Source organism: Rudanella lutea DSM 19387 (genome assembly GCF_000383955.1).
GTDB classification, from domain to species: Bacteria; Bacteroidota; Bacteroidia; order Cytophagales; family Spirosomataceae; genus Rudanella; species Rudanella lutea.
In genome coordinates this window covers 1,340,945-1,356,720 of the sequence record NZ_KB913013.1, presented here as the reverse complement: position 1 = coordinate 1,356,720, position 15,776 = coordinate 1,340,945, and the positions used below count along the sequence as shown (strand labels likewise).

Here is a 15,776-nt window from a genome sequence, read left to right as displayed (position 1 = left end):
TATGCCAACCGTTAGTTTCAATACCAATTTTCCGGGCTATGACGTTTTGGGCGAGATAAACCGCAGCAACGCCCGCGTGCTTAAAGCCCGGCATATTGCCACCGGCGATCTGGTGGCCATCAAACACTTTTCGCTCAATACGGACGCCGATACCTTACGCCGTTTCGAGCGAGAATCGGCCATTATGACCCGAATGAGCCACCCCAACATTGTGCGGGTGCGCGAGGTCCGGCTCGATACCGACCTGCCGTATCTGGTGATGGACTACGTGGAAGGGGGCAGTTTGCGGCATTTGCTCAGTACGCAGAACCACCTGCCCGTAGATGTGACCATCCGGCTGGGGTTGCAAATGCTCGATGTGTTCCGGCTCATTCACGCGCAGGGCATTATCCACCGCGATCTGAAGCCCGAAAACATCCTGTACCGGCAGCTGTCGAGTGGGGAGCTACACTTTCTGCTGACTGATTTTGGCGTGGCGCGTCTGCACGAACAGCCCGTTACGGTAACCGGGCAGTCGCTGATGACGTACGAGTACGCGGCCCCTGAGCAGTTCGACAATCCCCGTCAAATCGACGAGGCTGCCGATTACTACGCTCTGGGCGTGGTGCTCTACGAATGCCTCACCGGGCGCGTGCCGTTTGCCATGCGCGATGAGAGCGGGCTGGTCACGTTTATGAACATGGTGCTTAGTACCCCGCCCCCTCCGCCGGTGCTGCCCACGGGTGAGGCCCTGCCGGGGAGTATGGTGGCTCTGCTCGATCAGTTGCTGACCAAAAACTGCCGCGAACGGCTGCATAACCCCGATGTGGCCAAGCTGGCTCTCAAACAGGCCGAGGTAGAGCAGCTGTACCATCAGCAAAAGCCCGTCTCGGGGCAGACAGTGGCGTTTCGGCCCCCGGTTCGGGAAAAAGCCGCGCCCGAAACCCCCGTGCGCCCGGTGTCGAATACGGATAAGGAGAGGATTACGGTACCCCGCCGGAGCCGTGCCGTGTGGCCAATGGCTGCGTTGGTAGGGGCCTTGCTGCTGACCGGGTTGTGGGTGTACTGGTACTTCACACCGACGGCATCGCGGCCGGTAACCCCCGGTTTGGCCGGTGTGAGCCGTGCCGAAAATTCCGAAAGCGATTCGGAAACGTTTGAGTTTTCGGACCTGACGGTATCAGCTGCCGAAAAACGGGCGCAGGAAGAACGTCGGCGACAACTGGCGCTCGAAGCGGCCCGCAAACGCTATCAGGAGGAGGTTAGCCGGGCCACCAAACAGCTCGAAGCTACCGCTTTCGGTGGGAAAGTAGGCTTTTTTGGGGGCGTAAAAGGCTTATCGGTGAAGTTGGAAAACCCGTCGACGGTTACGTTTAAGTCGGTGGCGGTGCAGGTGACGTATGTGAAAGATAATGGCGATACGTTCAAGTCGCCGATCATGTATTTCAACAACATTGGCCCCGGCGGCTCTATCACCCGCCGGGCACCCGACAGCCAACGGGGCATACGGTTCAGTGCCAAAGTGCTCCGCGCTGATGCCGCCCCATCCGACAGCCTTGCTTCCTCTTCGTTGCCCAACCCCTGATAGTCATGTCGACGGTTAATTTTAACACACACCTGCCCGGTTATGAGGTGCTGGCCGAACTGGGCCGGGGCAACACCCGCGTGCTCAAAGCCCGGCACACAGCTACAGGTGAGGTGGTAGCCATTAAACAATACGCTTTTCCGGCCGACCCCGATACGCTCCGGCGATTTGAGCGGGAGTCGGTCATTATGACCCAACTGAATCACCCCAATGTGGTGCGGGTGCGTGAAGTGCAGCTAACTGCGGCTATGCCGTATGTGGTAATGGATTACGTGGAAGGGGGCGACGTGCGCGCGCTGTTGCGCCAACAGGGGCCGCTGCCTATCCCGACGGTGATCCGGTTGGGGTTGCAACTAACCGAGGCTTTCCGGGCGGTGCACCCGCTCCGGGTGGTTCACCGCGACATAAAACCCGAGAATATTCTGTACCGAAAGCTGGTGAGTGGCGAACTGCATGTGCTGCTCACGGATTTCGGCATTGCCAAATTCTGGTCTGACGATAACGCCCGCACCCGCACCGGGCAGTCGATGATGACCTGTGAGTATGCCGCCCCCGAACAGTTCGATAATCCGCGTCAGATCGACGAGGCTGCCGATTACTACGCCCTAGGCGTGGTGCTGTACGAGTGCCTGACCGGACAGGTGCCCTTTCGGCTGGAGCATGAAACTGGGTTGGCCTATTTCATGCAGCAAGTGCTAACGGCACCCATACCTACGCCGGTACGACCCTCGGGGGAGCCCATTCCGCCCGGTCTGCAAAACCTGCTGATGCGTTTGTTGGAACGAAATCCGCAGGAGCGCCTTCGGAACCCCGACCAACTGGAACTGGCACTCGAACAAAGCCGGGTGGAGCATTTGCAGGCCAATTGGTCGGCGAAAGAACCCGCCGGATACGGTCCCAAAACAAGGGTTGGCCCAACGGTTCAGCGGGTGCCCGATGAGGTGGTGCCTGTCGACGAACCGCGTCCGGGCCAATGGGCTTGGTGGGGTATTGGGGGTGGGGTGGCCGCTGCGGCACTGGCTCTGTTTCTGTACACCCGCCCTGCCGATGGCAACGCCCAAAACCAGACGCTACCGACCGATTCGACCGCCGTTGTGGCTGCCGACAGTACCTTGAGTGAGCCTGAATCGAGCCCTGTTCCGGCTGATACTGCTACGGAATCTGGCGGTGACACGGAACGTGAGAACGAAGCTCAAACGGAGCCCCTCGCGACCGAATCGGCCTCGGATGAAATACCTCAGGAGCGGACAGCGCTACCTGATTCCGTCGGAGAGGCCGTGCCCGACACGACACAAAATTAGACGTCAGCTTATTTCTGCATAATGAATGAACGATTGTTTCCGGCCGGGCGCGGTTATCTGCTCGGAGCTACGGTGCTACTGTTGCTGTTGTTTACCCGCCTGTATATCAACCGGGTGCCGGTGCTTCAGGAGGCTGAGCAGGCGTATCTGACCGGCAACCGGCTCAACCTCGAACCGGGTTTGCGGGGCGAGGCTATCCGGCGGCTGTTTCGGCAGGGTAATTACCTGTCGGATAGCCGCGATGTCGACCTGATTGCCGACTCGCTGCCCGCCAAACTGCGGCAGGAGGGAACCCCCGATAATTTAGGGGCCATCAATAAACGGGCGTTTGCCGTGCGGACGCCCCTGCCGTGGAAAAGCCCTATCGGTGGCGATAATTTTGCCAGCCGACTGCGCGTATCGCGGCAACTGATTGGCTTCGATTCGGCCAGTTATGTGCGGGAGTTACAAAATCCACGGGCTTATCCGTCGGTGGTAGGGGCGGGCGGCCTGCAACTGTCTGGGCAGGTACTCGACAATGCCGAATCTCCCCGACCCATGGCCGACGTGCTCGTGCAACTCAAGCGTTACGACGCCGGGCGTCGCGACGCCCGGCGTAGCGACTCGCTCACGTACGCCCGCACCGATGCCGACGGCCGGTTTGTGTTTGCCGATCTTCAACCCGAGGGTGCGTACAGCGTATTACCGCTTCGGCCGGGGTTTGAATTTGGCGGCCGACGCGGCACGAGTAGCCTGACCCGCTCGCTTGATTTTCAGTTTTCGGCCCGTCCGCACACGCTGCGACTCATTGGCCCCGTAGCCTACGGGCAGCTCAAAAGCGACGGTGCCTTTACAGTGCGTACCCCCGCGGAGTTTGGATGGCTGTACTGGCTACAGGTGGGCTTATTTGGGCTGGCGTTCTGGGCGGTTTACGGGTTCTGGTCGATCCGGCGGTTCCGGCCCGATCCGCTGCTGCTGCCGGTGCTGATGGTACTCACCGGATTGTCGTTGCTTACGTTGATGGCGATTCAGGACCCGTTGCAGGATACGTTCTACGGCGGCCAAACCATGCTGGGCGTTGGGCTGGGTTTGCTGGGGCTGGCGTTGGTATCACAATTGAACGTGGGCCGGTTTTACACCCGCTGGTGGTTCGATCCGCTGGTCAACCTGCGCCGTCGGTCCACGTTCCGGCTCACGGGCTGGACCTGGCTCGTGCTGGCTTTTGCACTGGCGGGCCTGACACTCGCTTTCGGCACCGGCCCTGAGGGTAGTGGGGTGCGGGTCAACCTGAACGTGGGCGGCTTGCTCTTTCAACCCAGCGAGCTCACCAAATACCTCATTCTGCTGTTTCTGGCGGGTTTTTTTGCCGCCCACGAAGAGCAACTCCGCACCCTGCCCGACCTGCGCTGGCGCTGGCGTGTGAGTGCCGGGGTATTTATGGGCGTGAGCGGGCTCATGGGGCTGTACCTGTTGCTCGGCGATATGGGCCCGGCCCTGGTGGTGGGCTTTACGTTTCTCTTGTTTTACACCATTGCCCGCCAAACGTTGGGCATCACGCTCCTGACCGGCGTAGCGTACGGCGTGGCCCTTTGGCTGTTGCCTGCGGTACTGGCTACCGGGGTGGCCGTAGTGGTAGCCCTTGGTTTGCTGGTACTGACGGGTCATGCCCGGTCGGCAACGCCCGCGGGTTGGCTGGCCTTGCTCGCCGAGGGGCCGGTGCTACTGGTGCTGGTAATGGCCGCTTTTGCCTTTGGCGATCAGATTCCGGTAGTGGGCGACCGCCTGGCCGACCGTAAAGCCATGTGGCTCAGTCCCTGGAACAACGATGTGTACGGGGGCGACCACCTCGCGCACAGCCTCTGGACGCTGGCTACCGGCGGCTGGACCGGGCAGGGCCTTGGCAAAGGGTTTGCGACGGCCATGCCGGCCACCCATACTGATATGGTGCTGCCGAGCCTGGCCGAAGAACTGGGCTGGACGGGCCTGGTGGTCGTTTGTCTGCTGCTGTTCATTCTCCTGCACCGAACTCTGCTCCATGCCCGCCGGGCAGGTCAGCCATTTAGTTTTTATTTGTGTGCGGGCATTGCACTGGCTACGGGCGTTCAGTTTTTTCTGATTGCGGGCGGCTCATTGGGGCTGTTTCCGCTTACAGGCATTTCGGTGCCCTTTCTGAGTTACGGCAAAGTGTCGCTCATTATCAACCTGACGGCCATGGGCGTGGTGTTTGCTCTCTCGACCCGGCCCGGCGATGTGGAGCAGCATGTGTATCTGGAGAAACAGTACGACCCCGTGCTCGCTACGGGGATTGCCGGTTTTCTGATTGGGATGCTGGTACTGATCGGCCGGGCGGGCGAGGTGGCTCTGCTCAACTGGGCCGACTACATTGTGCGCCCAAGCCGGGTGCTGAGCCGCGATGGCTTGCCCGTTTACAGCTACAATCCGCGGATTAATCGCCTGACCGACGTGCTGGCGGCTGGTACGCTCTACGACCGAAAGGGGCAGGTGTTGGCCACGAGTTCGCCCGATACCGTCCGCCGAAATCTGCCCCGGCTTCGGCAGGCTGGTCTCGACCAAGCCGACCTGACGGCCCTTAGTCGCCGTCGGCTAAAACGATTTTACCCCTTTGGCGAGCACCTTTTTTACTGGGTGGGCGACGCCAATACCCGGCTGTTCTGGGCGCAGCAAAACGGCTATTTTGCCGAAGCGTCGCACCTGAGCGATTTGCGTGGTTTTGACAACCATCCCCGGCAAAACACTCTGCTCACAACCCGCTACCGGCCCGACCGCTTTACGGCCCCCGTCGACCGGGCGCTTACCCTGCCCTTATACGATTACCGCGAACTGGCTCCGGCTATCCGGTCGGGAATCGACGGGCAGGTGGTGGAAGAATACCGGGCCCGCAACCGAAACCTCTACCTGAGTGTCGATGCGGCTTTGCAGGTTGAATTGCAGAAAGCCCTGGCCGAATCGGAGTTCAACGACAAGCGAATGTCGGTGGCGGTGCTCGATGCCGCTTCGGGCGAGGTGCTGGCCTCAGCCGTGTACCCGTTGCCCAACCTGAAACGCCCCGACGAGCTGGCCCTGCCCGACCGCGAACGGCTGAGTTTGCCGTATCTGGTTACCGAGCGCGATCTGGCCCTGACTTACCCGACAGCCCCCGGCTCAACGGCCAAGATTATGACGGCCACCGCCGGACTGAACAAACTGGGTATCGAGGGAGCCGACGTGCGTTTTTCGGTCAGTTGTGGCGAAATTATCCGCCGGGGGAAGGTGGAGAGTGAGCCTTGTGGGGGAGCGGTCGATATGCGGCAGGCTATTGTTCGGTCGAGCAACGTGTACTTCATCCGCCTGGCCAATGAATACGCCTTAGACAACGAAATGGCGAATCTCTACCTGGCCACGGGTATGAACATCGACTACGTGGGGGGCTACTCCTTTACCGACCCTCATTCTGCCACCGATCGGGCCGAGATTATGAAACACTGGCATGATTCGTCGTTTGTGGTTCGGCGGAAGCTCTACAACGATTTGCGCTACCCCCGGCGGTACCGGAGCGAGTTTTCGGGGCTGGCGTGGGGGCAGGGGCAGCTCACGGCTACGCCTATTGCGCTGGCCCGGATGGCCGGGGCCGTTGCCAACGGGGGCGTTATGCAGCCTTCGCGCTACGTGGTTCGGCGAGCTGGCAAGCGGGTCGCTTTGGGTAAAGGTGTACCGCTGATGCGCGAGCCGGCCTACGCTGACCGGCTTCGGGAGTTTATGATTGAGCAGTCGAATCCGGGTGGCCGGGCCAAGATTGAGGTTGCCAGAGTGGCGGGTAAAACCGGTACGCCCGAGCGTATTGTCATGGGCGAAAAGCAGAACGATGGCTGGTACGTCTTTTTCGCCCCCACGCCCGATGGCCGCTCGCAAACGGTCACCTGTATCCGTATCGAACTCACAGAGTCGTCGGCCGATGCGGTGAAACTGGCCAATACAGCCGTTGCGCCTATCCTGAAAGCGCGGGGGTATTTGGGGACGTATTAAAAGAGTAAAAGAGTGAAAGAGTGCGGGCCGCTGGCGGGTATGAGTGAATAGTGAACGACGAACAATGAACAGTGAACAGTGAACAATGAACAATGAACAACGAACAACGAACAATGGGTTGTGAATTATTTTGTTGATTGTCAGTTTATTGGCTATTCATTACGCATTACGCATTACGCATTACGCATTACGCATTACACATTACACATTTGAATGCACATGGCTTTTATCGATAGTTTGAAACAGTTTTTTGGGCTTGGCTCTGGGTCGGCTCCGTCCGGGCGGAGTGAGTCTGGGTCAGGACCGGTACCAACCGATTCAACTGAGCCGACTCCGGTTGTCTCGCCGGTTGCGCCACCGCCCGACCCGGCGCGGGGGGCCATGCCCGCCACTCCGCAACAGCGCGAGCAGTTGTACCGGTTTGTGGTCGATAAGCTGGCGGCTTACGTGAGCGAAACCGACGGCCTACCGGTGGGCCTGACCTTGTGGATTCGGTGCGCAAGCCCGGAAGAGGAAGACCGTATGGCCGTTGCCCTGTATGCAGGACAACCGGGCCATTTTAAGGCCGAACTAAGCCGCCACCTGGCCAATCAGTACATTAAACTGGCTCCCGCTTGGCAGTTCGATTGGCAGTTTGTGCGCGATGCGCTCCCGGCCGACTGTACCTATCAACAGGGGAATCTGGGCCTGACGGTGGTACATCCGCAGAGTAGTCAGCCGTTGCGGGCGCGCTTGCGAACCCTCACGGGCCAAACCGTGCAGGAAACCTACCTGCTCGATCCGGCGGTGCAGGCTGAATTTCGAATTGGTCGGGGCGACATGGTGCAAACGGCATCGGGCCGGGTTCGTACCAACGACATCGCCTTTGTCGATTCGGGCGAACCCTATTTTGACCCGCAGCGGGGCGAGCCCAACCTGAGCGTGAGTCGGCAGCACGCTACCATTCGGTACGATGCGGCCAACCGGCAGTTCCGGCTTTTTGCCGATGCGGGAGGGCTACCGGCCAACGGGAACAAAACGAAGATTCTGCGGGTAGACGACACCGTGGAGCGTGCCGACCTGCCGGGCGTAGGGTACCGCCTGGCCCATGCGGATCAGATTGAGCTTGGTGGCGAAGCAAAGCTACTGATAGAACTGCTGTAAATCTTAAAGCAAAGCCAGAATGGAAAGAAACTGACCCATCGTTACAATAGTAGTATTTTGGTAGGTTTCTAAAGTGAGCAAATCTTTACATAAACAAATTCGCATCGATAACAAGGCGGACTTTACGCTTTCTGTTCACGGCGATAGGCGTCAATCTCTTGTTGAATTTCGTCGGTTGTCAACGGTGCATCAGGTAAGTCAGCGTTAAGCTCCTCGAACAACTCGTCGATCATCCGTGCCTGAATTTTCCTGGCGATAGCTAATCTTGCTTTTGCAGGGAATGTTTCAAACGTTTTTATGAATTCGGTTTGTGTCATTGTGCTATAAGACAAGATCTAATAGACCGGTTATTGATATATAACACCTTAAGTTACGAGAAAATTGATAAACAGCATCGAGTAAATTATGCTGCCTCTCCTTACAACAGCCGCGCCAGATCAATGCGGAGGGAGAGCTGACTGTTGCCGCCTGCCGTGGGCGTGTACACAAATCGGGCGTAGGTGAGCTGAAAAGCTCGTGCCTGTACCGATGCCCCAAACGATAGCCCCGACAAACCAGCGCCGTTGAGCAGGCGGCCTTCCTGCCGTTGCCGGTGGTTATAGGCAACCATCAAATTGACGTTGCGGCTGATGAGTAACTCAGTGCCCACAATCAGGTGGTGCGCCAGCCGGTTGGCGAGACTCACCCGGCGCGGAATGGCGTTGCCGTTCAGGTCGAAGGTGACGTTGAGGGCCGGGTCGTTGTAAACAATATCGAAACGGTGCAGCTGGTAGGCCGTGAGCGTGACCCGAACGGGTGCGTAACGCGGCTTGAACGTAACCCCCGCCTGCAAATCGAACGGAAGCTCGGCCTCGCGTGAGGGTCCGTAGTTGCGTAGCAGAATCCCCGCGTTTTTGGCCGTGATACCTACGGTCAGGGCTTGTTTGGGATGCCGCCACACGCCCCCAAAATCGGCCATCAGCCCAAAAGCTGAATAGGTTTCGATGGCAGAACCCACCGCTTTGACCGTAGCGCCGAGGCTAAAGGCGCCCTCGGTGCGGGCGTGGGTCAGGCCCAGGGCATAGTCATTGGCCGAAAACGTACCGAGGGTGTTACCCTGTGGGTCGGTGAGGTTCATTTGGCCGTAGCTGAGGTACTGCAAGCCCGCGGCCCAGCGGCCTTTGCCCCGAACTGGTAGCCCGTACTGAACCGTGTAGTACCGAGCTGCGGCCAGATACGGCATAAAACTCAGGCCCAGCTCGTGGGGAGGGAGCGAGTCGGCGAGGGCGGGATTATTCTGGAAATAAACCCCGTCGGGTTCGGTTGCCGATGCCACCTGCCCGCCCAAAGCAGCTACACGGGCGTGGGTAGGCAGGTTGAGAAACGGGAACACCCGCTGCCCGCCAAACGACTGACCACGGGCTGGCATACTGACCAAAGACGTTGCCAACAAAAGTAATCCCCCAAAAAAAGTCAGTTGTGTCAAAGGCCGAATCTCATTTTTACACCGGCAGGCAGACTGGGTGTCAGAAACCCACCTGGCTCAAATTTCGGTACCAAAATACACATCAAACCCCACACGGCCCGCTTTTTTGTCGGTCCCGATGGGGCGCTGTGCGTCAGCCATTTTTAAACTTGTCCTTCACCCAGGCCCAATTAGGCGGGTATGTTCTGCCCGGAAAGCCGTTTCTTTGTCAACTGCACAATAATAGAGAACTACGTATGCTATACCGAGCCTTCCGGTGTTTACTTATTTCCGTTGCCTTGTCGGCCACGGCTTATGCCCAACCCGCTGACCCCGTTGAGCTGGTGAACACGCTGATGGGAACCGACTCGAAACCCAGCCTCTCGAACGGCAATACCTACCCCGCCATTGCCCTGCCCTGGGGCATGAATTTCTGGATGCCGCAAACCGGTAAAATGGGTAGCGGCTGGGCCTACACCTATGCAGCCGATAAAATTCGGGGCTTCAAGCAAACCCATCAGCCTTCGCCCTGGATGAATGATTACGGGCAGTTTTCGCTCATGCCCGTGACCGGTAAACTCCGAATTGATGAGGACGAACGTGCCAGTTGGTACTCGCACAAGGCCGAGGTAGCCAAACCGTACTACTACAGCGTGTACCTCGCCGATCACGACGTGACCACCGAGATTGCCCCCACTGAGCGGGCCGCGAGTTTCCGGTTTACCTTTCCTAAAACCGACAGCGCTTACGTGCTCATCGATGCGTTTGACAAGGGCTCGTATGTGAAGGTGCTGCCCCGTGAGCGCAAGATTATCGGCTACACCACCAAAAACAGCGGGGGCGTGCCGGCCAACTTCAAAAACTACTTCGTTATCTACTTCGATAAGCCGTTTGTGACGGCCCAAACCTGGCACGGCAAAACGATTGCCCGCGATACGCTGGAGTTGCAGGCGGCTCATGCCGGGGCAGCGGTGCAATTCAAAACGGGCAAAGGCGAGGTGGTACACGCCCGGGTGGCTTCGTCGTTTATTAGCTTCGAACAGGCCGAACGGAATCTGGAAGAGATCGGCAACGCCACCTTCGATGGGGTCAAACAAAAAGCCAAAGCCGCCTGGAATACCGAACTGAATCGGATTCGGGTAGAGGGGGGCACGCCCGAGCAGATCCGTACATTTTACTCCTGCCTGTACCGCTCGCTGCTGTTTCCCCGCAAATTTTACGAACTCGACGCCAACCGCAAGGTGGTGCACTATAGCCCGTACAATGGGCAGGTGTTGCCGGGTTATATGTTTACCGATACCGGTTTCTGGGACACCTTCCGGTCGCTGTTCCCGTTCCTGAACCTGATGTACCCCACGCTCAACGCGCAGATGCAGGAGGGACTCGCCAACGCGTACAAAGAAGGCGGCTGGCTCCCCGAGTGGGCAAGCCCCGGTTTGCGCAACGTAATGATCGGGTCGAACTCGGCTTCGGTTATTGCCGATGCGTACCTGAAAGGGGGGCGCAACTACGACATCAATGCTTTGTACGAGGCCGTGCTTAAAAACTCCGAAAACGAAGGCCCGATGGACGCCGTGGGTCGGCGGGGAGCGCAGTACTATAACCGCCTGGGCTACGTGCCGTACGACGTGAAAATCAACGAGAATGCCGCCCGTACGCTCGAATACGCCTACGACGACTTTGCTATTTACCAGCTGGCCAAGGCCCTCAAACGACCGGCCGCCGAGATTGAGCGGTTTGCCAAACGTAGCCAGAACTACCGCAACCTGTTCGACAAGGAAACGGGCCTGATGCGCGGCAAAAATGCCGATGGCAGCTTCCAGAAGCCGTTTAACCCCTTCAAATGGGGCGATGCCTTCACCGAGGGCAACAGCTGGCATTACACCTGGTCGGTTTTTCACGATGTGCAGGGTCTGATCGACCTGATGGGCGGGCGCGAGAAGTTTGTGGCTAAACTCGATTCGGTGTTTACGCTGCCGCCCGTGTACGACGAAAGCTACTACCGGAGCGTGATTCACGAGATTCGGGAGATGCAGATTGCCAACATGGGGCAGTACGCCCACGGCAACCAGCCCATTCAGCACATGATTTACCTGTACAACTATGCCGGTACGCCCTGGAAGGCCCAATACTGGTTGCGCGAGGTAATGAACCGGCTATACCTGCCCACGCCCGACGGCTACTGTGGTGATGAAGATAACGGCCAAACGTCGGCCTGGTACGTGTTTACGGCCATGGGCTTTTACCCGGTTTGCCCCGCTACCGATCAGTACGTGCTGGGGGCTCCGCTGTTCAAAAAAGTGACAGCTACGCTCGAAAATGGCCGTCAGCTGGTCATCAACGCGCCAAACAACAGCGACCAGAACCGGTACGTCAACACGATGCAGCTGAACCGGAAGCCGTACGCCAAAAACTGGCTGAGCCATACCGAACTGCTTAAAGGGGCCGTGATCGACTTTACCATGTCGGCTACGCCCAACACACAGCGCGGCACTACGCCCGATGCGTTCCCATATTCCATGTCGACGGAAGGGAAATAAACACCGCCAGGGACCCGTGATGCCTGATGTGCGTCATGGGTCAACCTCTTTTTATCTTGCCCGAACCGGGCTATTTCGACTTCCGCATCTGTTTCCTTCGTTTTTGCATGATTACAAACGACGCCGTTGTTCTCGGCATTCTGCTGGTCATTCTGGCCTTCGTCTTTCAAACTTCTGACAGTCCGCGCCCGTTCTGGCAACGGTTTTACGCCTACGTACCGGCCACCCTGCTGTGTTATTTTTTGCCCTCGTTGCTCAATACCACGGGCCTGGTTGACGGGACCAACGCCAACCTGTACCCGGTGGTGTCGAAGTTCCTGTTGCCAGCGAGTCTGGTACTGTTTACCCTCAGTGTCGATTTTAGTGCGTTTCGACGGCTGGGGCGGGCATCGGTGCAGTTGTTTGCGGCTTCGGCCCTCAGTGTGATGCTCGGCGGCCCCCTCACGGTCTGGGTGCTGGCCCAACTGGCCCCCGACCTGGTGGGTGGTACCGGCCCCGAAGCCGTATGGCGGGGTATGGCCACCATGGCGGGAACCTGGATTGGCGGTGGCGCCAACCAAACGGCGCTCAAAGAAGTGTTTTTGCCGAGCGACCGCCTGTTTTCGGCCTTCGTCACAGTCGATATTTTTGTGGCTAATATCTGGCTGGCCCTGCTGCTGTACGGAGCGAGTCGGTCGGCCGTGCTCGACCGCTGGCTGCGGGCCGATGCGTCGGCGGTTGAGGACGTGAAACAACGAGTGATTGAGCAGGCCGAAGCCGGTCGGCGCAATCCCACCGTAACCGACCTGATTACGATTGTTGCGGTGGGCTTCGGAGCTACGGCCGTAGCCCATGCCGTTGCCGACTGGGTGGCTCCGTACATCGACGCCAACTACCCGGCCCTGAAACAGTTCAGCCTGAATGCGCCGTTTTTCTGGATTGTGGGCGTGGCTACGGCGCTGGGCATTGGGTTGTCGTTTACGCGGGCCCGCTCGCTCGAGGGTGCGGGCGCTTCTAAGGTGGCCACGGTTTTTCTGTACATCATGATTGCCACCATCGGGCTCAAAGCCGATGTACTGGCCATTACCGAGCAGCCGGGCCTGATTCTGGTGGGCGTAATCTGGATGCTGTTTCACGCGCTCATTATGGTCCTGGTGTGCCGGTTGTTGCGGGCCCCGTACTTCTTTATGGCGGTGGGTAGCATGTCGTGCATTGGTGGCCCGGCCACAGCCCCTATTGTAGCGGCTGCGTTTCATCCGGCGTTGGCTCCGGTAGGGGTGCTCATGGCCATTATGGGGTACGCGGTGGGTACCTACATGGGATACATCTGCGGTGTACTGATGCAGTTGGCGTCGCCGTAAAATAGGCATAAACAACACGAACGAATGGCAAAAACATCGTTTACGGCGTTACTGGCCCGCGTGGGTCTCGATTGGTTTATTCTGGCCCTGCTGGCTATGATTGGCGTGGCGCGGCTTTGGCCCGAACTTGGTATGCAAACGGGGCCGCTGTCGCTGTCGTCGCTTACCAACGTGGGCGTGTCGCTCATTTTCTTTTTCTACGGGCTAAAACTCAATTTCGAGCAACTGAAAGCCGGTTTGCGGAATTACCAGCTGCATTTGCTTATTCACCTGACCACGTTTGTTCTGTTTCCGGCGCTGGTGCTGGCCGCCCGGGCGCTGCTTATTCAGCCCGATACGGTGCTGCTCTGGACGGGGATTTTTTACGTGGCCGCCCTGCCGTCTACGGTATCGTCGTCGGTGGTGATGGTATCCCTGGCGGGGGGTAACCTCCCGGCGGCCATTTTCAACGCCAGTATTTCGAGCCTCATCGGGGTGTTTATCACACCTATCTGGATGAGCGTGCTGCTCACGGCGGGTAGTGACTCGTTCGATTTGCAGGGGGTGATGATTAAGTTGTCGTTGCAGGTGATTGTGCCGGTATTGCTGGGGTTGGCCCTCAATCAACGGCTGGGCTGGCTGGCTAGCCGGTACAAAACCCCGCTGCGTTATTTCGATCAGATCACGATTTTGCTCATCGTGTACACCTCGTTTTGCGAGTCGTTTACGCTGAATCTGTTTGCCGACTATTCGGTAGCCGATCTGCTGTGGCTCTCGGCTGGTATGCTGGTCTTGTTTTTTGTGGTCTATGGGCTGGTATGGCTGGCCTGCCGATTGCTCCACTTCAACCGCGCCGACGGGATTACGGCCTTGTTTTGCGGTTCCAAGAAGTCGCTGGTGCAGGGCAGTGTGATGGCAAAAGTCCTGTTTTCGGCGAGTACGGCGGGGGTAGCACTGTTACCCATTATGGTGTACCATGCCCTCCAGCTGATTGTAGCCAGTATATTGGCGCAGCGTATGGCGGCTCAGACCGAAGCGAGTGAATAAATAGCCTACTCATTTAGTCGGTTTGTCGAAACTAAAGCCGGTGCGGTCCGTTAGTCTGGTAAATTAGTAAGTAAACTAGCTAATTAGCTCCGTTATGAAAGCAGCCGTTTTTTACAAACCCAACGACATCCGCTACGAAAACGCCGAAGATCCTACCCTTGTCGAATCGCGCGATGCCATTATTCGCGTCACCTCGACGGCTATTTGCGGCTCCGACCTGCATATTTTCGATGGGGTATTTCCGCAAATTCGGCCCATGACCCTCGGCCACGAGTTTATGGGTATTGTGGAAGAAGTAGGGCGGGGGGTAGGTAACCTCAAAAAAGGCGACCGGGTGGTGGTGCCTTTCCCCATTGCCTGCGGGCAATGCCACTTCTGCACCCATGGATTACCGCCACACTGCGAAAACTCCAACCCCGATCATTACGGTCCGCAGGGTAATCTGCTCGACGGCAAAGGGGGGGCTTTATTTGGCTATACCGACCTATACGGCGGGTATCAGGGTGGTCAGGCCGAGTATGTGCGGGTGCCGTTTGCTGACTTCGGCCCGCGCAAAGTGCCTGACTCACTCACCGATGAGCAGGTGTTATTTCTGACTGATATTTTCCCAACCGGCTGGACTTCTATCGACTGGGCCAACCTGCAAGGGGGCGAAACCGTGGTGATTTTTGGGTCGGGACCGGTGGGGCTGATGGCGCAAAAAGCGGCCTGGATCAAAGGGGCCGGGCGCGTGATTGCGGTCGATCCGCTCAATTACCGGCTTGAGATGGCCAAACGGGTCAACAAGGTCGAAACGCTGAACCCGCACGATGTAGACGTGGTGCAGGCTATTTACGACATGACGGGCGGCTACGGAGCCGATGTGTGTGTGGATGCCGTTGGGGCCGAAGCCGAGCGGTCGTTTCTGGAGAAAATCAGGTCGGTAATCAAGCTGCAACCCGGTACTGATAAGGTCATCGATCTGTGCATGCAGGCCGTGAAGCGGGGCGGCATCGTGCCGGTAGTGGGGGCCTATGGTAGCCCCTATGATAATTTCCCCGTTCACCGGATGTTCGATAAGGGGCTAACGCTCCGGTTTGGGCAGGCCCCCGCTCAAACATACATTGATGAACTGATTGGGTATGTTGAAAGCGGCCGGGTAGTGCTCGACGACATCATCACGCACACGTTGCCGCTCGCGCAGGTAAGCGAGGCATATAAGATGTTCCGCGATAAAGAAGATAACTGTACCAAGGTGGTATTGAAACCGTAGTGGCTTATGAGGCAACAGTGAACAACGAACAGTGAACAACGAACAGTGAACAGTGAACAGAGGCATGGCTTATCTTCCTGTTCGTTGCTGGTTGTTCACTGTTCGTTGTTCACTGTTTATTTTTACCCTGTTCCAACCCTTTCTGATACCGACGAATCATTGCT

At 58.0% G+C, this 15,776-nt stretch carries 10 protein-coding genes; 8 read left to right on the top strand and 2 right to left on the bottom strand.

All coding sequences use genetic code 11. The annotated features are described in order from the left end of the window. Position 1: 1 nt before the first annotated feature. From RUDLU_RS0105775 to RUDLU_RS0105760, 4 genes are all read left to right on the top strand, one after another. Entirely contained in the window at positions 2-1,564 is a 1,563-nt protein-coding gene (locus tag RUDLU_RS0105775) for a serine/threonine protein kinase (RefSeq protein ID WP_019987408.1), read from the top strand. 5 nt (positions 1,565-1,569) lie between these two features. Further along, on the top strand, positions 1,570-2,865 hold the full coding sequence (locus RUDLU_RS0105770; RefSeq protein WP_019987407.1) for a serine/threonine-protein kinase: 1,296 nt from the start codon (positions 1,570-1,572) through the stop codon (positions 2,863-2,865). A gap of 21 nt (positions 2,866-2,886) precedes the next feature. Continuing rightward, positions 2,887-6,867 (top strand): FtsW/RodA/SpoVE family cell cycle protein, encoded by a 3,981-nt coding sequence (locus tag RUDLU_RS0105765; RefSeq protein ID WP_019987406.1) that lies wholly within the window; start codon positions 2,887-2,889, stop codon positions 6,865-6,867. Between the two features lie 219 nt (positions 6,868-7,086). Continuing rightward, on the top strand, positions 7,087-8,010 hold the full coding sequence (locus RUDLU_RS0105760; protein ID WP_019987405.1) for an FHA domain-containing protein: 924 nt from the start codon (positions 7,087-7,089) through the stop codon (positions 8,008-8,010). Positions 8,011-8,132: 122 nt separating this feature from the next. Here the strand turns inward: RUDLU_RS0105760 and RUDLU_RS0105755 are convergent, their stop codons facing one another. Next, positions 8,133-8,327, bottom strand: coding sequence for a hypothetical protein (locus tag RUDLU_RS0105755; RefSeq protein WP_019987404.1), 195 nt, complete (start codon positions 8,325-8,327; stop codon positions 8,133-8,135). Positions 8,328-8,428: 101 nt separating this feature from the next. Continuing rightward, complete coding sequence (gene porQ, locus RUDLU_RS0105750; RefSeq protein ID WP_281168765.1) at positions 8,429-9,439, bottom strand: type IX secretion system protein PorQ; 1,011 nt, start codon at positions 9,437-9,439, stop codon at positions 8,429-8,431. Between the two features lie 272 nt (positions 9,440-9,711). Here porQ and RUDLU_RS0105740 point away from each other — a divergent pair, with 272 nt between their 5' ends. The 4 genes from RUDLU_RS0105740 to RUDLU_RS0105725 all read left to right on the top strand — a co-directional run bounded on the left by RUDLU_RS0105740 (position 9,712) and on the right by RUDLU_RS0105725 (position 15,612). After that, on the top strand, positions 9,712-11,994 hold the full coding sequence (locus tag RUDLU_RS0105740) for a GH92 family glycosyl hydrolase (RefSeq protein WP_027302795.1): 2,283 nt from the start codon (positions 9,712-9,714) through the stop codon (positions 11,992-11,994). A 107-nt stretch (positions 11,995-12,101) separates the two neighbouring features. Then, entirely contained in the window at positions 12,102-13,334 is a 1,233-nt protein-coding gene (locus RUDLU_RS0105735; protein ID WP_027302794.1) for a DUF819 family protein, read from the top strand. Between the two features lie 24 nt (positions 13,335-13,358). After that, a complete protein-coding gene (locus RUDLU_RS0105730; RefSeq protein WP_019987400.1) occupies positions 13,359-14,360 on the top strand; it encodes a bile acid:sodium symporter family protein in 1,002 nt (333 codons plus the stop codon). 94 nt (positions 14,361-14,454) lie between these two features. Then, the gene (locus RUDLU_RS0105725) at positions 14,455-15,612 is read left to right on the top strand and encodes a zinc-dependent alcohol dehydrogenase (RefSeq protein WP_019987399.1); all 1,158 of its coding nucleotides are present in this window, start codon (positions 14,455-14,457) and stop codon (positions 15,610-15,612) included. Positions 15,613-15,776 lie beyond the last annotated feature (164 nt).

Coding starts and splice junctions, on each gene's coding strand:
- RUDLU_RS0105775 (WP_019987408.1), top strand. CDS start 2: ATGCCAACCGTTAGTTTCAATACCAATTTTCCGGGCTATGACGTTTTG.
- RUDLU_RS0105770 (WP_019987407.1), top strand. CDS start 1,570: ATGTCGACGGTTAATTTTAACACACACCTGCCCGGTTATGAGGTGCTG.
- RUDLU_RS0105765 (WP_019987406.1), top strand. CDS start 2,887: ATGAATGAACGATTGTTTCCGGCCGGGCGCGGTTATCTGCTCGGAGCT.
- RUDLU_RS0105760 (WP_019987405.1), top strand. CDS start 7,087: ATGGCTTTTATCGATAGTTTGAAACAGTTTTTTGGGCTTGGCTCTGGG.
- RUDLU_RS0105755 (WP_019987404.1), bottom strand. CDS start 8,327: ATGACACAAACCGAATTCATAAAAACGTTTGAAACATTCCCTGCAAAA.
- RUDLU_RS0105740 (WP_027302795.1), top strand. CDS start 9,712: ATGCTATACCGAGCCTTCCGGTGTTTACTTATTTCCGTTGCCTTGTCG.
- RUDLU_RS0105735 (WP_027302794.1), top strand. CDS start 12,102: ATGATTACAAACGACGCCGTTGTTCTCGGCATTCTGCTGGTCATTCTG.
- RUDLU_RS0105730 (WP_019987400.1), top strand. CDS start 13,359: ATGGCAAAAACATCGTTTACGGCGTTACTGGCCCGCGTGGGTCTCGAT.
- RUDLU_RS0105725 (WP_019987399.1), top strand. CDS start 14,455: ATGAAAGCAGCCGTTTTTTACAAACCCAACGACATCCGCTACGAAAAC.